At 62.9% G+C, this 20,118-nt stretch carries 18 protein-coding genes; 6 read left to right on the top strand and 12 right to left on the bottom strand.

Features of this window, described 5'->3' with window-relative positions:
* Positions 1 to 55: 55 nt before the first annotated feature.
* From IOD17_RS14805 to IOD17_RS14840, 8 genes are all read right to left on the bottom strand, one after another.
* Positions 56 to 589 (bottom strand): cytochrome b/b6 domain-containing protein, encoded by a 534-nt coding sequence (locus tag IOD17_RS14805; protein WP_233685833.1) that lies wholly within the window; start codon positions 587 to 589, stop codon positions 56 to 58.
* Entirely contained in the window at positions 589 to 855 is a 267-nt protein-coding gene (locus tag IOD17_RS14810; RefSeq protein ID WP_233685834.1) for a PepSY domain-containing protein, read from the bottom strand. The genes IOD17_RS14805 and IOD17_RS14810 overlap by 1 nt, the downstream gene beginning before the upstream one ends.
* A 167-nt stretch (positions 856 to 1,022) precedes the next feature.
* Complete coding sequence (locus tag IOD17_RS14815; protein ID WP_233685835.1) at positions 1,023 to 3,119, bottom strand: TonB-dependent copper receptor; 2,097 nt, start codon at positions 3,117 to 3,119, stop codon at positions 1,023 to 1,025.
* 81 nt (positions 3,120 to 3,200) lie between these two features.
* Positions 3,201 to 3,572: a DUF2946 family protein gene (locus IOD17_RS14820; protein ID WP_233685836.1), complete on the bottom strand. Its 372-nt coding sequence runs from the start codon at positions 3,570 to 3,572 to the stop codon at positions 3,201 to 3,203.
* A gap of 131 nt (positions 3,573 to 3,703) precedes the next feature.
* Positions 3,704 to 4,186, bottom strand: a complete 483-nt coding sequence (locus IOD17_RS14825; RefSeq protein ID WP_233685837.1) for a copper chaperone PCu(A)C — start codon at positions 4,184 to 4,186, stop codon at positions 3,704 to 3,706.
* An 89-nt stretch (positions 4,187 to 4,275) separates the two neighbouring features.
* Positions 4,276 to 5,640 carry a PepSY-associated TM helix domain-containing protein gene (locus IOD17_RS14830; RefSeq protein WP_233685838.1) on the bottom strand — a complete coding sequence of 455 codons (1,365 nt, stop codon included), beginning with the start codon at positions 5,638 to 5,640 and terminating at the stop codon, positions 4,276 to 4,278.
* Between the two features lie 232 nt (positions 5,641 to 5,872).
* The gene (locus IOD17_RS14835) at positions 5,873 to 6,259 is read right to left on the bottom strand and encodes a DUF2946 domain-containing protein (protein WP_233685839.1); all 387 of its coding nucleotides are present in this window, start codon (positions 6,257 to 6,259) and stop codon (positions 5,873 to 5,875) included.
* A gap of 82 nt (positions 6,260 to 6,341) precedes the next feature.
* Complete coding sequence (locus tag IOD17_RS14840; RefSeq protein ID WP_233685840.1) at positions 6,342 to 7,259, bottom strand: LysR family transcriptional regulator; 918 nt, start codon at positions 7,257 to 7,259, stop codon at positions 6,342 to 6,344.
* Between the two features lie 103 nt (positions 7,260 to 7,362).
* Between IOD17_RS14840 and IOD17_RS14845 the strand changes: the two genes are divergently transcribed.
* The 4 genes from IOD17_RS14845 (at position 7,363) to IOD17_RS14860 (ending at position 10,972) form a co-directional block, all read left to right on the top strand.
* Positions 7,363 to 7,656, top strand: a complete 294-nt coding sequence (locus IOD17_RS14845) for a putative quinol monooxygenase (protein WP_233685841.1) — start codon at positions 7,363 to 7,365, stop codon at positions 7,654 to 7,656.
* 10 nt (positions 7,657 to 7,666) lie between these two features.
* Positions 7,667 to 8,683, top strand: a complete 1,017-nt coding sequence (locus tag IOD17_RS14850) for a zinc-binding alcohol dehydrogenase family protein (protein ID WP_233685842.1) — start codon at positions 7,667 to 7,669, stop codon at positions 8,681 to 8,683.
* Between the two features lie 169 nt (positions 8,684 to 8,852).
* Positions 8,853 to 10,694 (top strand): PAS domain S-box protein, encoded by a 1,842-nt coding sequence (locus tag IOD17_RS14855; RefSeq protein WP_233685843.1) that lies wholly within the window; start codon positions 8,853 to 8,855, stop codon positions 10,692 to 10,694.
* 98 nt (positions 10,695 to 10,792) lie between these two features.
* Positions 10,793 to 10,972, top strand: a complete 180-nt coding sequence (locus tag IOD17_RS14860; RefSeq protein ID WP_233685844.1) for a hypothetical protein — start codon at positions 10,793 to 10,795, stop codon at positions 10,970 to 10,972.
* Here the strand turns inward: IOD17_RS14860 and IOD17_RS14865 are convergent.
* The 3 genes from IOD17_RS14865 to IOD17_RS14875 all read right to left on the bottom strand — a co-directional run bounded on the left by IOD17_RS14865 (position 10,969) and on the right by IOD17_RS14875 (position 16,559).
* A complete protein-coding gene (locus tag IOD17_RS14865) occupies positions 10,969 to 12,150 on the bottom strand; it encodes a multidrug effflux MFS transporter (RefSeq protein ID WP_233685845.1) in 1,182 nt (393 codons plus the stop codon). The two genes, IOD17_RS14860 and IOD17_RS14865, sit on opposite strands and share 4 nt — an antisense overlap.
* Positions 12,151 to 12,278: 128 nt before the next feature.
* Positions 12,279 to 15,407 carry an efflux RND transporter permease subunit gene (locus IOD17_RS14870; protein WP_325175672.1) on the bottom strand — a complete coding sequence of 1,043 codons (3,129 nt, stop codon included), beginning with the start codon at positions 15,405 to 15,407 and terminating at the stop codon, positions 12,279 to 12,281.
* A gap of 12 nt (positions 15,408 to 15,419) precedes the next feature.
* Complete coding sequence (locus IOD17_RS14875) at positions 15,420 to 16,559, bottom strand: efflux RND transporter periplasmic adaptor subunit (RefSeq protein ID WP_233685846.1); 1,140 nt, start codon at positions 16,557 to 16,559, stop codon at positions 15,420 to 15,422.
* 139 nt (positions 16,560 to 16,698) lie between these two features.
* On the opposite strand from IOD17_RS14875, the gene IOD17_RS14880 reads away from it, so the two are divergent.
* On the top strand, positions 16,699 to 17,355 hold the full coding sequence (locus IOD17_RS14880) for a TetR family transcriptional regulator (protein ID WP_233685847.1): 657 nt from the start codon (positions 16,699 to 16,701) through the stop codon (positions 17,353 to 17,355).
* On the opposite strand, the gene IOD17_RS14885 is transcribed toward IOD17_RS14880, so the two are convergent.
* Positions 17,334 to 17,507: a heavy-metal-associated domain-containing protein gene (locus IOD17_RS14885; RefSeq protein WP_233685848.1), complete on the bottom strand. Its 174-nt coding sequence runs from the start codon at positions 17,505 to 17,507 to the stop codon at positions 17,334 to 17,336. The genes IOD17_RS14880 and IOD17_RS14885 overlap by 22 nt on opposite strands.
* Before the next feature lie 214 nt (positions 17,508 to 17,721).
* Here IOD17_RS14885 and IOD17_RS14890 point away from each other — a divergent pair, with 214 nt between their 5' ends.
* Positions 17,722 to 20,109 (top strand): heavy metal translocating P-type ATPase, encoded by a 2,388-nt coding sequence (locus IOD17_RS14890; RefSeq protein ID WP_233685849.1) that lies wholly within the window; start codon positions 17,722 to 17,724, stop codon positions 20,107 to 20,109.
* Positions 20,110 to 20,118: the final 9 nt, after the last annotated feature.

Raw genomic sequence — 20,118 nt, forward strand, 5'->3', positions numbered from 1 at the left:
CTCCCACAGCGCATACACTCTGTGGGAGGGGCTTTAGCCGCGACAGATATAAACCTTAGTGATCCAGCTTGCGCCGCTTGCCGGTGACCATCGACAGCGGCAGGTTTTCTTTCAGGCGGTAGCTTTCAAACAGCGCCGCTGCGATGTGCAGGCCCACCAGGGCCATCAGCCCATCGGCGCAGAATTCATGGATCTGCAACGGCAGATCAGCGCCCCAGAAGTAATCGACCTCCTCCATCAGAAAGCCGGTCACGCCCAGGCCGAGCATCAGCAGCATCATGCCGATCATCACCAGGCCGCCCAGCGGGGAATGCCCCATGCGGTGGTAATCACGCCCGCTGAATAATGCCCGTAGGTGTTCGGCCAGGCGCGCCCGGGTCGGCCAGAAGTCCGCCCAGCGCGCTGCCGGTGTACCGATAAAACCCCACACCAGGCGAATCGCCAACCAGGCCACGGCGTAGTAACCGAACCAGCGGTGCCAGTTCTCGCCCTCTTCGGTGAAGAAGTAATTGGCCAGGAAAGCGCTCGCCAGAGACCAGTGGAACAGCCTGACCAGCGGGTCCCACAGGCGTGTGGTGGCAGTGTTCATCAGCCTTCAACGCCGCCTTTGATGGCCTTGCCAGTAACTGGATCGAAGTAGATTTCGACCTTCTTACCTTCTTTGTTGAAGCCGTAGATTTCGTAGCAGTTGCCGCCGGTAACTTTGAACTTCTTGATCTCGTAGCCCTGGGCTTTGAGGTCAGCCTGGAACTTGTCCTGATCCTGCCACTGCGCCTTGTCGGCGGTGGTGCATTGGGTGGCGGCGAAGGTCAGTGGGCTGGCCAGAACCAGAGACAACAGAAGCAGTTTGCGCATGATGAAGTCCTCGTGATGCAGGGGAAGTTGTGTGTCTGCGGGATCTACTTTCGCGCTTGAACCTTAAGGCTGTATTAGCCCGCAAAAATTCATCGCGCGGATGTGGGAGGGGCTTTAGCCGCGAGTCAAAAAGCTCGCGGCTAAAGCCCCTCCTACGACAGGACACATCAGAAGTCGAAATCGACCTTGGCCCACAACGTGCGGCCGGGCTCGTCGATACGGGTTTCGGCCGGGAAGCCGAAACCGGCATCACCGCCCAGGTTGAGGTGCTCGGCGTATTGCTTGTCGAGCAGGTTATCCACACCGGCGCTGAGCTTGACCTGCTCGCTGACGCGGTAGGCGCCATTGAGCGAGAACACGCCGAAGCCGGCGCTGTTGTCGAAGTCCTGCCCCACCACATTGCCGCGTCCATCTGCGATGCGGCCCTGGCCATCGACCACTCGCCACAGCGCGCCGACGCTCCAGTCATCACGCTGATAGGTCAGGCCCAGGCGTGCTTCCAGCGGCGGCATCTGCGGCAGCGCTTCGCCGTCACTGCTGTTCTTGCCCCAGGCATAGGCCAGGGTGGCATCGGTTTTCCAGTTGCTCGTCAGGTCATACGCCACACCCAACTCGCCGCCCATGATGCGCGCATCGACGTTGTCGGCCTGGGTGCTCATACCGCGATAGTCGAACAGAATGTAGTCACGCACCTGGCCGACATAAGCCGAGGCCCAGGCCTGCAGGGCGTCACCCTTGTACTGAATGCCGACATCAAGCTGGGTGGTCTTCTCCGGCTGAATGCCGTCGAAGGCGTTGTCTGCGCCAGCCGGGCCATTGAGCCCGGCGGAAAACAGCTCCCAGTAGTCAGGGAAACGCTGCACATGGCCGATACCGGCATAGACGGTGGTCGGCGAGCCGGACAGGTCGTGCTCGTAGCGCACAAAGCCGCTCGGCAATGTATCGGCGCGCGTCTCACCTGCCGTTGGGTTGGGCCGCGGCATACCCATCATGCTGCGAAAACTCTGCCGGTAGTCCTTGGCCGAGGCACGATCCACCCGCGCACCGGAGACCAGCCGATCATGCTCGGCCAGGCTCCAGGTGGCCTCGGCGAACGCGCCGTAGTTGTGCATCAGCGCGTCCTTGTCCCACGGGAAGCGATCAGCATCGACATAGGGCATGCCCATCATGCCGCCGTCGGAAACGCGCTGGCGGTGTTCGCTGCGCTGTGCATCGACGCCGGTGATCAGCTCGACATCCTGCCACTTCCAGGTGGCGGCAAGGCGCGCGCCCAAGGTACGGCGATCAACCTGCGCGGCCATCGGGCCAGGCATCATGCTGTTTGGATCGGGCATGCGCAGGCGGAAGTTGTCCATGATGTGGTCGGCGTAGTTGTAGTAAACCTTGGCCTCGACCTTATCCAGCACACCACCGAGGTTGCTGCGCTCCACGCGCAGGCCCAGGCTTTCACGCTGGAACTGGGTACCGTCCATGCTGCGGCCGCCATAGCGTGCTTCGCCATCACCACGGCCGGCGGTGAGTTCGATAAGGGTGTCGGCATCCGGCGTCCAACCCAGGGCCACGTCACCGTTCCACTTATCCCAGCGCGAGGGGATGGTGTCGCCGTTACCGTTGTCGTAATCGTCCGAGTGCGAGCGGTTACCGGTCACCCGCAGGTAGCCCTGCTCGCCGCCCACAGCGCCATCCAGGGTCTGGTCGAAACGGCCGTTGGAGCCCGCCAGCACGCTGGCATGCAGACGCGCGCCCAGCTCACCGAAACGCTCCGGCTCACGGTCGAAACGCACAACACCAGCCGAGGCACCTGGGCCCCAGATCACCGTTTGCGGGCCTTTGCTCACGGTCAGCAGGTCAAAGGTTTCCGGCGAGATATAGGAGCTGGGTGCATCCATCCGCCCGGGGCAGGCACCGAGCATCTGCCCGCCGTCGGTGAGCAGCAACAGGCGCGAGCCGAACATGCCGCGCAGCACCGGATCACTGTTGCTGCCGCCGCTGCGAATCGCGGAGAAACCGGGGATGGTCTTCAGATAATCCGCTGCATCACTGGCCGGCACCGGCTGGCGCGGATCCTTGGGGTCGGCCACCACGGTCAGCGGCGAGCTTTGCTGCACGGCGGTGACGACCGAGGGCGGCAATTGCAGCGCATGCTGCTCCGGGTCGTGTTCGGTGGTTTGCGCGGCATGCGCCTGAGTGGCCAACAGCAGGCCGACGCACAGCGGCGCCAGTCGAAAAGGTGCAGCGCTGATCAAAAGCGAACGAGTAGACATAGGTATTCCAGAATCGAGACAGAACCAGGGAGTGGCCGGTACCGCTCAACGGCACCAGCACAGGCAACAGGGCAATGGCGATCAGGAATAGGCAGGCGGTGCGCGGCTGCGCGAACCAGGGAAAATAGCTGAGCGGGCAACGCCACTGCGCACGGGCGCGGCATGCCGGTCAGCGGGTATCGCGGCGGCCAGCGCCAGGGTCGGGCTGACACAGCCAGTGGCTGGGCTGTTGAGCAACAGGGTGCAATAACCGCACTTGGCCCACAGCGCGTCGTGATCCAGCGGGTTGTTATGGCTACCGGCATGCTCCCCGCAGGCCAACTCCGTCAGCCAGGCCGGTTCAGCCGGCGCAGTGAGCTGCGACAGCAACGGCCCGACACTGAGCAATAGCATGGCCAACAGGGCCAGCCAGCTCGCGCGGTAATCGGCGGTGAGGGAGCGATTGTGAGGCATCACGACAACTCAAGAATCCTGCGCCGAGTATGACTAACGGCCTGAACAGGACGGCTGATGCAAATCAATGAGGGTGAACATCACCGAACAACAGCAACCCCGCTACAACGCAGCGGGGCTGGGCGTACAGATCAGTGCGCGTGGCCTTCGCCATGGGATTTCTCACCGGCAGGCGCATCCTTGTGTACGGCAATTTCCACGTCGACCTTGCCGGCCTTCTCGAAGGTCAGGGTGAGCGGGAAGCGCTCACCATCCTTGGCCTGCTGCTTCAGGTTGAACAGCATGACGTGGTAGCCCATGGGCTCGAACTTCACTTCACCACCGGCAGGAATGGCCACGTTCTGCACCTGCTGCATCTTCATCAGGCCATCGGCGTGAATATGCTCGTGCAACTCGGCCTTGCCCGCCACCGGGGTGCTGGCACTGAGCAGGCGGTCGGCTTCGCTGCCCTTGTTGTGCACCACGAAGTAGGCTGCAGCGGTGGGTGCTACGGCCGGCATTTCCCGCGACCAGGGATGTTCGATATGCAGCTCACCAGCGGTGTATTCGTGGGCGCTGGCGAACAGGCTCGGGCTCAGCAGAGCGGCAATCAGCAGGGTCTTTTTCAGCAGCATGGTATTTCTCCAAAGGTGGACTGACTGTCCATAACACGTGTTGTAACGCGAAGCCTTGGCGCGGGCCAAGCCCGCGCCGGTTAATCCATTCAGCCGTTGGCCAAACGCTGCCCGGGCAGGCGCGAGAGCAGCAGCCAGTCCAACGCCCAGATCAGCAACAGGGAAGCGCCCACCAGCGGGAAAGCCGCGCCCAGCAGGCCCATGATCACAATCGCGGCTTTCCAGCGTGGCAGGTCGTGGCGCAGTGGCGGTACGCCGAGCTTGCCGCTCGGCCGGCGCTGCCACCACATAATCAGGCCGCTGATCGCGCTCAGCAGTACCAGCAGGCAGACCGCGAGCATCAGCAACTGGTTGGCCAGGCCGAACAGCTTGCCCTCATGCAGCATGACCCCGGTTTCCACGGTTTTCGCCACCACGCCGTAATCCTTCCAGCGCACGTCGGCGAGCACTGCACCGCTGTACTGATCGATATGCAGAGTGGCGTCGTTACGCGGGTCGGCGGCGAACAGGGCGATGCTGTAGACCCCGGTTTCACCTTTCGGCAGGGTGATGCTGTAACCCGGCTGTACGCCACGCTCGGCCGCGGTGTCGACCACGTACTGCAGCAGGTTGGCCGGGGCGGCAGGCGTCTCGGCAGTGGCATGGCCGTTATGCGCAGCATGTGGATCGGAAGCCGGCAGCGGCGTGGTTTCCACCGCCCAGGCCACGGTCTGCTGACTGCTGGTGTTGAGGCTGCCAGCGAGCTTTCCGGACTGCGGTACGTCGTCCCACATCGCCGCCGGGAAGTGGTTCCAGGCACCGGCAAACTGGGCGCCCCAGAAGCCGGTCCAGGTCATGCCGGTGAGCAGCATAAACAGCAACAGCAGCGAGCCCCAGAACCCGGTGACCGCATGCAAGTCACGCCACAACAACCGCCCACGGGCACTCAACCTTGGCCACAGCACGCCCGCACCGGAACGCCCGCGCGGCCACCACAGGTAGAGGCCAGACACCACCAGCACAATGCCCCAACCGGCGGCCAGCTCGATCAGCCGATCGCCCAGGGTGCCGACCATCAGATCACCGTGCAGCTGGCGGGCGATGGCCTGCAGATTGAGCTGCGCATCCTGGCTGCCAAGAATCCTGGCGCTGTAGGGGTCAACAAACACATTCAGGCTCTGGCCCTCAGCCTCCAGGACAAACTGCGCACTGCGCTCGGCGTTCAGCGGCGGCAGGTACTGGCTGATGCTCGCCTGCGGATACGCCTGGCGCACCAACGCCAGCTGCTGATCCGCCGAGATGGCCTGCTCGGCAGGCGTGACCTGCAGCAGCTCGGCATACATCAACTGGTCAAGTTGCGGCTTGAACAGGTAGATGATGCCGGTGACCGAGAGCAGGATCAGAAACGGAATCACAAACAGCCCGGCATAGAAATGCCAGCGCCAGGCCAGGTTGTAGAACGAGACTTTATTCATCCCCAGCTCCTCGCAGGCTCATCAACGAGGTGCGCCGGCCGCTGTTCAGCGGTGTTTGCAGGCATTGTTGCGCACGGCGAAAAACGCCTGCACGGACAGATGTATAACCCATGGACTTCCCCAATTTCGGTTTATCGGGTGCCACCTGGACAAGGCCTCAGGCACCGATAAGCGCAATTTTTATCTGCGTTCAGGTAATGCACGCTGGCCATGACGTGGCCACGAGAACAACTCAAACCAGAGCAGGGGACGCGCGGGGATTGGCCGAGGGCCAGAGGTAGCGAACGGGTCGCAGGGAGAAGAAGGACGTCAGCAGGGGCGCGCGACTGGGCGCCAGCAGGCCCAGCAGACCGAACAACGCCGCCAGGATGATCGCGCTGAAGGTGGAACTCAGGGAGCAGCCGGAACCAGTGGCTGGATTGGGCACCACCACACCGGAGCCTTCCAGATCGGCACCGGCACCGAAGTTGCCCTCGAAGGAGCAGTACTGGCTGCCAAGCCCGCTGAGCTGCAGACCGGCCATCTGGCCGTGACCGATACTGCAGGCGAACGCACTGAACAGAACGCTGAAATACAGCATCCAGGCCAGCAGGCGACGATCAGTACGGGGCATTTTCATGGGGCGCGACTCTAGCATTGCTCCGGGGCGCATGTGACAAAGCCGCACTGCGATGGATTGCCGCAGCGCGCTGGCGGCAATCTTAGTTCGGCCACGGTGCTTGCGCCAACAACTCCGCGCAGCGAAGTTGCACGAACTCACGTAGCAAGAGCACCGGTTTGCTCAGTTGTGCGCGGTGCGCGCAGATCAGGTTGAGCGGCGTCGGCTCACCGCGCAGCTCAGGTAGCAGCACCTGGAGTCGCCCAGCACGCACATCGCCGGCCACATCCAGCCAGGATTTGTAGACCAGCCCGGCACCGCTGACTGCCCAGCGCCGCACCACGTCGGCATCGTCACTGACCCGGTCGCCTTTGACGTTGATGCCCTGCTCGCGCTTGCCATCGCTGAAGCGCCAGCGGTCATGCAGTCGCCCGCCGAGCATATAGAGCAGGCAGTTGTGTTCGCTCAGCTCATCGACCGTTTGCGGCGTGCCATACCGTTGCAGGTACTGCGGTGCGGCGCACAGCACGCGGCGGTTGGACGCGGCCACCGGCAAGGCGACCAGGCTGGAGTCCTCCGGTGCGCCGTAGCGCAGGGCGATGTCCACCGGCTCGCGAAACAGATCGGCCACGCGATCACCGAGCAGCAGACGCAGCTGCACCTGCGGATGCGCCTGATGAAATTCATCCAGCCAGGGCAGCAAGGTATTGCGGCCGAAATCCGACGGCGCAGAGAGCTGCAACGGCCCGCTGATACCAACCTTGCTACCGGCCAGCTGCTGCCGGCCGTCATCCAGACTCTGCAAGGCCAGGCGCGCATGGCCGAGAAACAGCTCGCCCTCGGGGGTCAGGCGCAGGCTGCGTGTGGAGCGGCTGAACAGCCGCGCTTCCAGCTGCTGCTCCAGGCGTTTGAGCGCAGCGCTGGCCACCGCCGGGGAAATATCCAGGCGCCGCGCGGCCGCCGACAGGTTGCCCAAGTCAGCGGTGGTGACAAACAACTGCAGGTCATCGAAACGCAGCATGGCGACTCATTATCAAAAAAATATTGAAAGAGACTCTAGTAGCCGCCGGTTTTTCTCGTCAATCAAATAACCGAGCATGGCAGCACTTGAACCGGAGTCCATCATGACCACGCCATTGACCTTGATTGCCACCATCACTGCCCTCCCCGGTCATGCCGAGGCGGTTGAAGCCGGTCTGCGCCAACTGGTGCCGCCCAGCCAGGCCGAAGCCGGTTGCCTGCAATACAACCTGCACCGCCATCAACAGCAGCCCAACCGCTTCATCATGGTTGAGCAGTGGCAAGACGCCGCCGCACTCAGCGCGCACCAGCAGACCGCGCACTTTCTGCACTTCGGCGAAACCTGCGGCAACCTGCTGGAACAGGTCGATCATCAACTGATGCAACGCATTGTCTAAGGAGCCCTTTATGAAAGCTGTCGCCTATTACCAGTCCCTGCCCGCCGACCACGCTGACGCGCTGCTGGATGTCGAACTGCCGACGCCAACGCCCGGCCCGCGCGACCTGCTGGTTGAGGTCAAGGCCATTTCGGTCAACCCGGTGGACACCAAGATCCGCCGCAATGTCGCCCCATCCGATGGTGACGCCAAGGTGCTGGGCTGGGATGCCAGCGGCATCGTCAAGGCGGTGGGCAGCGAGGTCAGCCTGTTCCAGCCCGGCGACCGGGTGTATTACGCCGGAGCGATCAACCGTGCCGGGGCCAACAGCGAACTGCACGTGGTGGATGAGCGCATCGTCGGGCACATGCCCAACAGCCTGCCTTTTGCCGAAGCCGCTGCCCTGCCGCTGACCGCGATCACCGCCTGGGAACTGCTATTCGAGCGTTTGCAGATACCCCAGGATAACGCCGATCAGGGCCAGAGCCTGCTGATCGTCGGTGCTGCCGGTGGCGTCGGTTCGGTGCTGGTGCAACTGGCCCGTCAGCTCACTGGCCTGACCGTGATCGGCACTGCCTCGCGTGCGGAAACCCAGGCCTGGGTTCGCGAACTGGGCGCCCACCATGTAATCGACCATCGCCAGCCGCTGAGTGAAGAGCTGAAACGCATTGGTATCGATCAGGTGACCCACGTCGCCAGCCTGACCCAGACCGACCAGCACTTCGCCCAACTGGTCGAAGCCCTGGCGCCGCAAGGTCGTCTGGCACTGATCGATGACCCGGAGCAGCCACTGGACATTATGCAGCTCAAACGCAAAAGCCTGTCGCTGCACTGGGAGCTGATGTTTACCCGCTCGCTGTTCGAAACCGCCGACATGATCGAGCAGCATCATCTGCTGGATCGGGTCGCTGAACTGGTGGATGCCGGCACCCTGCGCACCACCCTGGGTGAGCATTTCGGCAGCATCAACGCGGCCAACCTGCGCCGCGCCCATGCCCTGCTGGAGAGCGGTACCGCCAAGGGCAAGATCGTTCTCGAAGGGTTCTAACAGGTTGTTGAAAAACTACCTGCTAACGCTCCGCCAGAGCTGCGTTTGACGCGCAGCTTTTTCACTGCGCGGCCTGCATTAGACCAAGGGCCAGCTAGACTCACAGCAGCGCCTGCTGCAGTGTGCTGGCCCCAATCTCCTCGATTTATTTAGCCATTGGCGGTAAGGGATGCGACCCGATCTTCAAGGCTCACTGCGCCTGGCCGGCGTATATATCCTGTTCAGCACACTGTGGATCCTTGGCAGCGATTACCTGCTGTATGCGCTGATCAAAAACGAAACGTTGCTGACTGAGCTACAAACCATCAAAGGCCTTGTGTTTGTGCTGCTCAGTACCGGGCTGATCTTTCTCGTCAGCTACCGTGACCGCCAGGCGCAGAGCCAGTTGCTGGCCGAACTCACGCACAGCAGCCAGCTGCTCAAACAGGCCCAGCGCAATGCCGCACTCGGCAGCTGGGAATACTTCGATGGCTTTCACTGGAGCCCGGAGGCCCTGAGCCTGCTTGGACGCAGCGCAGATGATGCGCAGAGCAGCCTGGAACAACTGCTGAGCTGGTTGCATCCAGCCGAACGCGCAGCTGTCCAGCGTGCCATGCAGGCCCTGTTGCAGGAGCAAACCAGCCTGAGTGTCAGCGCCCGCCTGCTGCAGCCCAATCAGCCACAGAGCACCTGGCTGATGTTGCGCGGTGAATTCGACAGCAGCGGCAAGATCCTCGGCACCGTGCAGAACATCAGTACGCAGAAACGCGATGAAAGTGCCCTGCGCGAGAGTGAACAGCGCTTTCGCCAGCTGTTCGAACAGACCCCGCGCATTGCCGTGCAGGGCTACGACCGCGAGCGTCGGGTGATCTACTGGAACCAGGCCAGCACCCAACTCTATGGCTATGCCGTGCATGAGGTCATGGGACGCCGCCTGGAAGAACTGATCGTGCCACCCCAGGCACGCAGCAAGGTCATCAGTGGCATCACCCAGTGGCAGCTGGGTGGGCAGCCCATACCAGCGGCGGAAATCCAGTTGCAGCGCAAGGACGGTAGTCTGGTCTGGGTCTATTCCAGCCACCTGATGCTGCGCAACAGCCTCGATCAGCTGGAACTGTACTGCATCGATATCGACCTGACCGAACAGAAGAAAATCGACAACGAACTGCAGGTCAGCGAGACCCGCTACCGCTCGCTGGTGGAGCACCTGGGCGACGCGATTTTTATCACTAATGCGGCTGACCAACTGAGCTTCCTCAACCCTGCCTGGGAGCAGGTCAGTGGCTACCCCATCCATGAAAGCCTGGGCAGTCCACTGCAGCGCTTTATGCCGGAGCTGGGTCAGGTACCGCTGAACCAGCAACTGCAGGCGCTACACAAGGGCGAACTGGACAACCTGCGTCTGGAGTGTCAACTGTTGACGCGCGGCGGCCAGGTGCGCAGGGTCGAGCTGCAGCTCAACTTCAGTCCGCTGGAACAGGGCCTGCACGGCAGCCTGCGCGATGTGCATGAGCGCCACCAGGCGCAACAACTGCAACAGGCGCGCAACGCCGTACTCGATGAACTGCTGGGGCTGCACCCGCTGCACAGCATCCTGGCCGGCATCACCCGTCGCCTGGAAAGCCTGCAACCGCAGATGCGCGTCTCCATCATGCTGCTCGACGAACATCAGCGTCTGCATATCGGTGCTGCGCCGAGCCTGCCGGAAACCTACAGCCAGGCCATCGATGGCATCCCGGCCGAGCTGGAGGTCGGTTCCTGCGGGCATGCTGCCAGCAGTGGCGAACTGGTGATCGCCGAAGACCTCAGCCGACATCCCTACTGGAAAAATTACCAAGCACTGGCACTGCATGCGGGCCTGCGCGCCTGCTGGTCGCTGCCGTTCAAGGATGACAGCGGCCAGGTGCTGGGCACCTTTGGCATCTACTACCCGCAACCGACACGCCCGAGCGCCGCCGACATTGCCCTGGTCACCGAATTCACCCGCCTGGCCGGCCTGGCCGTGCAGTTCAGTGCCGCCACGGTGAGCTGATCAGACCAACGGCGCGGCAGCCGTCATTGAATTGTTACAGGTCAATGAAAGTTCATAGTGAGCGACTAGACTGCCTGCTCTTGCAGAGGAGATTGGCTATGGACGTCATGATCAAACCGGTAAAAACCGCCGCCGGTCGCGGCTGGCAGGTCTGTCTGGGCAAGCAGAGTGTCACCTTTCGCAGTGAGAACGAGGCACACCAGTTTGTCAGCACCCTGCAGGCACGCCTCAACGCCCCGCATGTGCTGCCGACAGTAGGCCAGCGCGCGGCTGGCTAACCCTTGGCGGCAGCTTCGGCCCAACGGGTGAACAGAGAGAAGCCCACCACCAGCAGGCCGCAGCTGAAAATCACCACCGCAACCGGCCAGGCCGTGCCGTCATGCAACACACCAACCATGGCTGCAGCACTGGCGGCGATGACGAACTGCAGGCTCCCCAGCAGCGCCGAGGCACTGCCGGCATGGCTGCCCTGCCCGGCCATGGCGCACGCCGAGGCATTGGGCAGCAGGATGCCCAGGCTGGCAATGCAGCCAAACAGCGGAATCAGCAGCGGCCACAAGGCCTGTGGCTTGGCCAACGCCACCAGCAGCAGAGCCAGGCCACAGGCCAGGTAAAACCACACGGTCTTGCCCAGCCAGTACGCCGGGCCGTGCCGCGCTACCAGCCAGGCATTGAGCTGCGCCACCAGAATAAAGCCCAGGGCATTGCTGCCGAACAACCAGCCGTAATGCTCAGCCGGTATGCCGTACAACTCGATGAATACGAAGGGTGAACCGGCGATATAGGCAAACATCCCGGCAATCGCGCAACCGCCCGTCAGGGCATATCCGAGAAACGGCAAATCAGCCAACAAGCGTTTGTACTCACCCAATGCGCCGCGCAGGGGCGCTGGCGGCGCATCCTTGGCCAGGGTTTCCGGCAGCCACAGGGCCACTGCCAGCAGGCAGACAAAGCTGAACAGCGTCAGGCTGATAAAGATCGATGGCCAGCCCAGGGTGCTGAGCAGCAGCCCACCGCCCAGCGGCGCGAGAATCGGCGCCAGGCCCATCACCAGCATCAGTTGGGAAAACACCTTGGCCGAGCGGATCGGGTCACACAGATCACGCACCACGGCCCGCGAAATCACCATCCCGGCGCAGCCGCCCAGCGCCTGGACAAAGCGCGCAGCAATCAGCCATTCCAGGCTCGGCGACAGGGCGCAGGCCAAGGACGCCAGGCTGAACAGCGTGACGCCGACCAACAGCGGTTTACGCCGACCAAAGCGATCAGCCAGCGGACCGTACGCCAGTTGGCCGATGGCCAGGCCAACAAAGTAGGCCGCCAGCGACAGCTGCACATGCTCGACATCCGTGGCAAACACCCGCGCCAGGGTAGGAAAGCTCGGCAGGTAGAAATCGATCGCCAACGGCGCAAAGGCGCTCAGGGCGCCGAGGATCAACAGAATTCGTAAAGGCATGGGTATCCAGATAGGTCAGAACAGCAGAGCCCTGTGTGCCCGTGCATGCACGCGGCGACTCACGGCTTGGCCGCGCGAGCCCGACACCTGGTCGGGGCTCGCGCGGCACGCCCGTCAAAGGGCAGAGATCAAGCCGCGTGGTCGGCCTGTTTGCGGCCTTTGCCGAGTTTGGCCGCCAGCGACTCCACCAGCAGGTAGAACATCGGAATCATGAAGATCGCCAGGAAGGTCGCTGCCAGCATGCCGCCGATCACCCCGGTACCAATCGAGTGACGACTGGCCGAACCGGCACCGGAGCTGATCGCCAACGGCACAACCCCCAGGATAAAGGCCAGCGAGGTCATGATGATCGGACGGAAGCGCAGGCGCGCCGCCTCCAGTGCCGACTCGAAAATGCCCATGCCTTGCTGGCGACAGAGCACGGCGAACTCGACGATGAGGATGGCGTTCTTCGCCGCCAGACCGATCAGGGTGACCAGACCGACCTGGAAGTACAGATCGTTTTCGATGCCACGCAGCCACACCGCAAGGATCGCCCCGAACACCGCAAACGGCACGGCGGTGACCACCGCCAACGGCAGGGTCCAACGCTCGTACTGCGCGGCGAGGATCAGGAACACCATGATCAGGCCGAAGATAAAGGCACTGCTGCCCGAACCTTGCGAGGCCACTTCCTGGAAGGCCGAGCCGGTCCAGCCGATGCTGTAATCACTGCCCAGCACTTCCTCCGCCACCTGCTGAATCGCAGTCAGGGCCTGACCGGAGCTGTAGCCGGGTGCCGGCCCGCCAAGGATCTTCGCCGCCGGGTAGACGTTGAAGCGGGCATAGGTGTCCGGCCCGAGAATGCGTTCGACCTTGACCAGGCTGGCCAGCGACACCAACTCACCACTGGCGGCGCGCACATAGACCTGAGACAGGTCTTCCGGCTTGCTGCGGAACTCCGCTTCGGCCTGCAGGCTGACCTGGAAGGTGCGCCCATACAGGCTGAAATCGTTGACGTAATAACTGCCGAAGGTGGCCTGCATGGCGGTGAACACATCGTTCACCGGCACGCCAAGGGCACGCGCTTTGGTGCGGTCCAGGTTGATAAAGTACTGCGGCACGTTGGCGCTGAAGGTGCTCTGCACCCCCGCCAGCTCCGGACGTTTCGCGGCGGCGGCGAGGAAGGCCTGAACTTTGCTCGCCAACTGCGCCGTGGTGCCGCCACTGCGGTCCTGAATAAAGCCCTCAAAACCACCCGTGGTGCTCATGCCAGTGATCGGCGGTGGGTTGAAGCTGAGCACCACGCCATCCTTCTGCGCAGCGCCCATGCCCATGAACTGGCCCGTGAGGTTACGTGCATCCAACTCCGGCGTGGTGCGCTCGCTCCAGTCTTTCAGCGGCACGAACGACACCCCGGCGTTGCTGCGGGTACCGAAGGTCAGCACGTCGAAACCGGCAAAGGTCACCACATCCTGCACCGCCGGATGCTTCATCAGTTGCTGGGTCACGTCACCGGTCAGCTTCTCGGTGCGGGTCAGCGAGGCCGCTGGCGGCAGGAAGTAGGCGTTGATCACATAGCCCTGGTCTTCACTGGGCACCAGGGAGCTGGGTACGCGGTTGAACAGCAGCACCATCACCGCAATCATCGCGCCGAACAGCAGCAGGCCGACCGCTGAACGCTTGAGGAAGAAGCGCACGCCGGCGGTGTAGCCGCTGGTGAATTTATCGAAAACCCGGTTGAAGGCACGGAACGGCGCCGCCGGCTCGTGGTGCCCGGGCTTGAGCAGCAAAGCGCAGAGGGCCGGGCTCAAGGTCAGGGCGACGATGCCGGAGATCACCACCGACACGGCAATGGTGATGGCGAACTGTTTATACATCTCCCCGGCCAGGCCGCCGAGGAAGCCCACGGGCACGAACACCGCGCAGAGCACCAGTACGATGGCGACGATCGGCCCGGTGACTTCTTCCATGGCCTTGATGGTCGCCTCACGCGGGCCGATCTTGTCGGTGGCCATCACCCGCTCGACGTTCTCGATCACCACAATTGCATCGTCCACCACGATGCCGATGGCCAGCACCATGCCGAACAAGGTCAGCAGGTTGATGGAGAAACCGAGCATGTACATCCCGGCGAAGGTGCCGACCAGCGAAACCGGAATGGCCAGCACCGGAATCAGCGTGGCGCGCCAGTTCTGCAGGAAGATGAATACCACCAGCACCACCAGCACCAGGGCTTCGAAGAAGGTGTGGATCACCTCCGTGATCGAGACCTGGACGAATTTGGTGGTGTCATACGGCACCTTGTAAGTCATGCCGCTGGGGAAGTTCTGCGACAGCCGCTCCAACGTCTTGCTCACGGCCGCAGCGGTATCCAGAGCATTCGCACCGGGCTGCAGGTACACGCCGAAGGCGGCGTTCTGCTGACCGTTGAGCGAGGTCATCAGCGAGTAGTCCTGCGCCCCCAACTCGATCCGCGCGACGTCCTTGAGCAACAGGCTGGCACCGGTTTCATCGGTACGCAGAATCACGTTTTCGAACTCTTTCGGGTCGGTGAAGCGGCCCTGAGTGGTGACCGTGTAGGTGAAGTCCTGCTCCTGCTTGAGCGGCTGCTGGCCAAAGCTGCCTGCGGCAAACTGCGAGTTCTGTTCACGGATCGAACTGACCACATCGCTGGGCGTCAGGTTGTACTGCGCCAGCTTGTCCGGGCGCAGCCAGATGCGCATGGAATAGTCTTTCGAACCGAACTGGCTGACATCGCCCACGCCTGGCAAACGCTTGAGTTCGTCGATCACGTTGATCAGCGCGTAGTTACTGATATACACCGGGTCGCGCGAACCATCCGGCGAGTACAGGGTGACCACCTGAAGAATGTCCGAGGACTTCTTCTGCACCTTGACGCCCTGGCGCCGCACTTCTTCCGGCAGCTTGGCCAGTGCGGCCTGCACGCGGTTGTTGACGTCGATGGTGGCCTGGTCGGGGTCACGCCCCACCTCGAAGTACACCGACAGGCTCATCACGTTACCGCCGGAGTTGGACTGCTGGTAGATCATCCCTTCCACGCCGTTGATCGACTGCTCCAACGGCGCGGCTACGGTTTCGGCAATCACCTGGGCGCTGGCACCGGCATAGCTGGCGCTGACCGACACCTGGGGTGGCAGGATCTGTGGGTACTGGGCAATCGGCAGCGTGCGCATGGCCATCAGGCCCGCCAGCACGATGATGATCGAAATGACCGCGGCAAATACCGGGCGGTCGATAAAGAAGCGTGAGATCACCGGAGGCGCTCCTTAGGATTGACTGGCGGCTGGGGCGGCAACTTTTACCGGCGTGTCCGGGCGCACTTTGGGCAGGCCCTCGACGATTACCCGATCACCGGCACTGATCCCGGAGACAATCACCCAACGGCCCTTGGCCGTATGCCCGGTGGTGACCTGACGCATGCGCGCCACGCCGCCCTCATCCACCACGTAGACGAAGGTGCCGCCCGGCCCCTGAGCAATCGCACGCTCCGGCAGGGTCATGGCGTTGGGAATGCTCAAGCCCTTGACCTGCACACGCACAAACTGGCCCGGCAGCAACTTCTGATCCGGGTTGGGCACCACGGCGCGAGCGCTGACGGTGCCGGTGCCACGGTCAACCAGGCTGTCGGTGAAATCGACCTTGCCTTCCAGCGGGTAGAGGCTGCCGTCACCGAGCTTGATCTGCACACTCATCTTGCCGTCTTCAGGCAGCATCAGGCTGCCGTTTTGCAGGCCGCTGCGCACGCTTTCCACATCGGAATCCGGGGCGGCAAAGTTGACGTAGATCGGGTCCAGCTGAGTGATGTTGCTCAGCAGGCTGGCATTGGGGTCGCCAGCCACCACCAGGCTGCCTTCGGATACGGTTTCCTTGCTGGTGATTCCGGAGATCGGCGCCTTCACCGTGGTGTAGTCGAGGTCGATCTGCTTGGACTGCACCTCGGCCTCGGCCGCCTGGATGTTCGCTTTGCTTTGCTCGAAGTTGGAGACGGCGTTGTCCAGCTCGCTTTCGCTGGCAAAGCCCTTCTTCTGCAACTCGCGGATGCGCTTGAGATCGCGCTCGGTCTGCCGGTAGCGCGCCTGCTCCTGCGCCAACGCGCCCTTGGCCCGGCTCAACGCCGCCTGGTAGGTGCGCGAGTCGATGCGGAACATCACCTGGCCCTTCTTGACCTGGCTGCCTTCCAGGTAGGTGCGCTCCTGCAGGATGCCGCTGACCTGAGCGCGCACCTGCACCTCACGAAAGCCCGCCGTACGCGCGGAATACTCCAGTTCCAGCGGAAGCGACTCCGCCTTGACGGTTTCCACCACCACCTCAGGGGCCGGCGGGGCATCGGCAGCATGCAGCGGGGAAGCCAAAACAGCGAGCAACAGGGAACCGGCAGCGACCGGCAGATGGCGGGCAAAAAGCATGAATGTCTCCGAGAACACGCAAGGCGCAACATGTGAGACCGGCAATGCTAGTTACATACATAAGTGTTTGTAAATAGAACATTGCCCCTAAATTCATTACACTTCGGCCTTGAGCCTAGCCAGAAATCCGCCTGCTGCCATGCGCCGAACCAAAGAAGACGCCGAGAAAACCCGCATCGCCATCCTTGAGGCCGCTGAAACCCTGTTTCTGGAAAAAGGCGTGGCGCACACCAGCCTGGAGCACATTGCCCGGCAAGCGGGGGTGACGCGCGGTGCGGTGTATTGGCACTTCGCCAACAAGGCGCATTTGTTCAACGCCATGCTCAATCAGGTGCGCCTGCCCCCCGAGCAACTGGCCGAACGCATGCACGGTTGCGCCGAGCACGATCCGCTGCTGACCCTGCGTGAACTGTGCATCGATGCCATTACCAACCTGGTGCACAACCCGCAGAAACGGCGAATCTTCACCATCCTGCTGCGCCGCTGTGAGTTCACCGAAGAGTTGCGCGAGGCCGAAGAACGCCACGAGGCCTTTATCAACCTGTTTATCGAGCTGTGCGAGCAACAGTTCGACAGCCCGCAGGTCATGCCGCGCCTGCAAAGCGGGCTCAGTCCGCGCCTGGCAGCGCGGGCCGTGCATGCGCTGCTGGTCGGGCTGTTTCACGACTGGTTGCGCGATCCCAACCTGTTCGACCCGCTCAGCGACACCGCACCGATGGTCGACGCCTGCTTTCGCGGGCTGATTCGCGACTGGCCAGCACAGCCCCGGCAGACTCAGGCCAAGCCAGCCCCGTAACCCGCCTCGGCAATTGCGACGATCAACTCATCGCTGGACAGGCTGCTAGTGACCCGCACCTCGCCACCCTGCAGTTTCACCGTCACCTTAGCCGCCGCATCACGGGCCAGCACAGCCTCGGTCACTGTCTTGACGCAATGTTGGCAAGTCATGCCTTCGACCCGGAATGTATGAACGCTCGCTGCCTGCATCACTTGTCACCTGTATCGTCAGTAGAGGCGCACAGTGTCCTCCTTGCCAACGGGGGAAGGTCAAGCCATAAAAATCGCCTGGTGCATGAGCGCAATGACCGACGAATGCATTGGCACTTGACCTTACCAAGGTGGCAAGGTTGATCCTGTCGGGAAATGCTCTGGAGGATCGCGCATGTCCAACCTCACCCACTTCGATCTGCCAATTACCGGCATGACCTGCGCCAGCTGCGCCGGACGGGTCGAACGCGCCCTGGCCAAGGTGGCCGAGGTCACCCAAGTCAGCGTCAACCTGGCCAGCGAACAGGCCCGAGTCGAAGCCCCTAGCGGCAGCCTGCAACTGCTGGTCAATGCTGTCAGCGCCGCCGGTTATGCCGTGCCCAGCGAGCGCCTGGAGCTGGCCCTTGGCGGCATGACCTGCGCCGGTTGCGCGGGCCGTATCGAACGCGCCCTGACGCAGCAGCCGGGCGTGCTCTCGGTTAGCGTCAACCTGGCCAGCGAGCGGGCGCAGCTGCAGGTGCTGCGCGGCACTGATCATCAGGTGCTGCTACAGGCCGTCAGCCGCGCCGGCTACCACGCCAGCGTCATTGGCGATTCACAAGCAGATCAGACCACACCAAGCACAGCGTTGCAGCGCGAACGCTGGGCACTGCTGGTGGCCATGCTGCTGACACTGCCACTGGTGATTCCCATGTTCGTCGAACCCTTCGGCCTGCACTGGATGCTGCCGGCCTGGCTGCAATTCGCCTTGGCCACACCGGTGCAACTTATCTTCGGCGCGCGCTTCTACCGCGCAGCCTGGAGCGCCCTGCGTGCCCGCGCGGGGAATATGGATCAGTTGGTGGCCATCGGCACCAGCGCCGCGTATGGCCTGAGCCTGTATCAGTGGGCAGTGAGCCCAGCCGGCAGCATGCCGCACCTGTATTTCGAAGCGTCGGCGGTGATCATCACCCTGATCCTGCTCGGCAAATACCTGGAAAGCCGCGCCAAACGCCAGACCAGCAGCGCCATCCGCGCCTTGCAAGCGCTGCGCCCGGAGCGCGCCCTGCGCCTACAAGGCGGCATCGAACAATGGGTGGCGCTGGCGGAGCTGCAGTTGGGCGACGCCATCGTGGTCAAGCCCGGCGAACGCTTCCCGGTCGATGGTCTGGTGCGCGAAGGCCAGAGCCACGCCGACGAAGCACTGATCAGCGGTGAAAGCCTGCCACAGCCCAAACAACCAGGCGATAGAGTCACCGCAGGAGCCATCAACGGCGAAGGTCGCCTGCTGGTGGAAACCACCGCCCTCGGCACGGAAACCGTGCTGTCGCAGATAATTCGCCTGATCGAAGATGCCCAGGCAGCGAAAGCGCCGATCCAGAAGCTGGTGGACAAGGTCAGCCAGGTCTTTGTCCCCAGCGTGCTGCTGATCGCCCTGGCCACCCTGCTGATCTGGCTGCTGTTCGGCGCAACGCTGGAAAGCGCACTGCTCAACGCTGTGGCCGTGCTGGTGATCGCCTGCCCATGTGCCCTCGGCCTGGCCACCCCCACGGCGATCATGGCTGGCACTGGCGTGGCGGCGCGCCATGGCATCCTGATCAAGGACGCCGAAGCCCTTGAAGTCGCCCATTCGGTCAGCCTGGTGGCCTTCGACAAGACCGGCACCCTGACCGCAGGCAGCCCGCGTATTGCCCATCTGCGTTCCGTCGATGACGACACCACACAACTGCTGCAACTGGCTGGTGCCCTGCAGCGCGGCAGCGAACATCCGTTGGCCAAGGCGGTGTTGGACGTTTGCAGCGAACAGCATTTGCAACTACCCGCAGTCAGCGCCAGCAAGGCCCTGGCCGGGCGCGGTATCGCCGGGCAAATCGGCGAGCGGCAGCTGGCCTTGGGTAACCAGCGCTTACTGGAAGAACACTTTCTGCACCACGACGAACTGGCAATCGACGCCCTGGCCTGGGAGGCCGAAGGCCGTACCCTGTCCTGGCTGCTGGAGTTGGCGCCGCAACCGCAGGTGCTCGGTCTGTTTGCCTTTGGCGACACACTTAAACCCGGCGCAGCCGAGGCCATCGCTGCGCTGACCGCGCAAGGCATTGCCAACCACCTGATCAGCGGCGACAACCCTGGCAGCGTCAAAGCGGTAGCGGGTGCCTTGAGCATCACAGAGGCACATGCCGAAGTGCTGCCGGCGGACAAGGCTGCGATCATCAGCGAGCTGAAAAAACACGCGGTGGTGGCCATGGTCGGCGACGGCATCAACGATGCCCCTGCGCTGGCGGCGGCCGATGTCGGCATCGCCATGGGCAGCGGCACCGATGTGGCCATGCACGCCGCCGGCATCACCCTGATGCGCGGCGACCCGCGCCTGGTGGCCGACGCCCTGGATATCAGCCGGCGTACCTACAACAAGATCCGCCAGAACCTGTTCTGGGCCTTTGCCTATAACCTGATCGGCATTCCGTTGGCCGCTGCCGGCCTGCTTAACCCGATGCTCGCGGGTGCGGCCATGGCGCTAAGCAGCGTCAGCGTGGTGAGCAATGCCTTGCTGTTGAAAACCTGGAAACCGCCACAACACAAATAACCCGTAGGA

Origin of the sequence: Pseudomonas anguilliseptica, assembly GCF_021375795.1 — a bacterium.
Lineage (GTDB): Bacteria > Pseudomonadota > Gammaproteobacteria > Pseudomonadales > Pseudomonadaceae > Aquipseudomonas > Aquipseudomonas anguilliseptica_A.

Excerpts from the sequence above, each read along its gene's own strand:
- IOD17_RS14805 (WP_233685833.1), bottom strand. The coding sequence starts at position 589 with ATGAACACTGCCACCACACGCCTGTGGGACCCGCTGGTCAGGCTGTTC.
- IOD17_RS14810 (WP_233685834.1), bottom strand. The coding sequence starts at position 855 with ATGCGCAAACTGCTTCTGTTGTCTCTGGTTCTGGCCAGCCCACTGACC.
- IOD17_RS14815 (WP_233685835.1), bottom strand. The coding sequence starts at position 3,119 with ATGTCTACTCGTTCGCTTTTGATCAGCGCTGCACCTTTTCGACTGGCG.
- IOD17_RS14820 (WP_233685836.1), bottom strand. The coding sequence starts at position 3,572 with ATGCCTCACAATCGCTCCCTCACCGCCGATTACCGCGCGAGCTGGCTG.
- IOD17_RS14825 (WP_233685837.1), bottom strand. The coding sequence starts at position 4,186 with ATGCTGCTGAAAAAGACCCTGCTGATTGCCGCTCTGCTGAGCCCGAGC.
- IOD17_RS14830 (WP_233685838.1), bottom strand. The coding sequence starts at position 5,640 with ATGAATAAAGTCTCGTTCTACAACCTGGCCTGGCGCTGGCATTTCTAT.
- IOD17_RS14835 (WP_233685839.1), bottom strand. The coding sequence starts at position 6,259 with ATGAAAATGCCCCGTACTGATCGTCGCCTGCTGGCCTGGATGCTGTAT.
- IOD17_RS14840 (WP_233685840.1), bottom strand. The coding sequence starts at position 7,259 with ATGCTGCGTTTCGATGACCTGCAGTTGTTTGTCACCACCGCTGACTTG.
- IOD17_RS14845 (WP_233685841.1), top strand. The coding sequence starts at position 7,363 with ATGACCACGCCATTGACCTTGATTGCCACCATCACTGCCCTCCCCGGT.
- IOD17_RS14850 (WP_233685842.1), top strand. The coding sequence starts at position 7,667 with ATGAAAGCTGTCGCCTATTACCAGTCCCTGCCCGCCGACCACGCTGAC.
- IOD17_RS14855 (WP_233685843.1), top strand. The coding sequence starts at position 8,853 with ATGCGACCCGATCTTCAAGGCTCACTGCGCCTGGCCGGCGTATATATC.
- IOD17_RS14860 (WP_233685844.1), top strand. The coding sequence starts at position 10,793 with ATGGACGTCATGATCAAACCGGTAAAAACCGCCGCCGGTCGCGGCTGG.
- IOD17_RS14865 (WP_233685845.1), bottom strand. The coding sequence starts at position 12,150 with ATGCCTTTACGAATTCTGTTGATCCTCGGCGCCCTGAGCGCCTTTGCG.
- IOD17_RS14875 (WP_233685846.1), bottom strand. The coding sequence starts at position 16,559 with ATGCTTTTTGCCCGCCATCTGCCGGTCGCTGCCGGTTCCCTGTTGCTC.
- IOD17_RS14880 (WP_233685847.1), top strand. The coding sequence starts at position 16,699 with ATGCGCCGAACCAAAGAAGACGCCGAGAAAACCCGCATCGCCATCCTT.
- IOD17_RS14885 (WP_233685848.1), bottom strand. The coding sequence starts at position 17,507 with ATGACTTGCCAACATTGCGTCAAGACAGTGACCGAGGCTGTGCTGGCC.
- IOD17_RS14890 (WP_233685849.1), top strand. The coding sequence starts at position 17,722 with ATGTCCAACCTCACCCACTTCGATCTGCCAATTACCGGCATGACCTGC.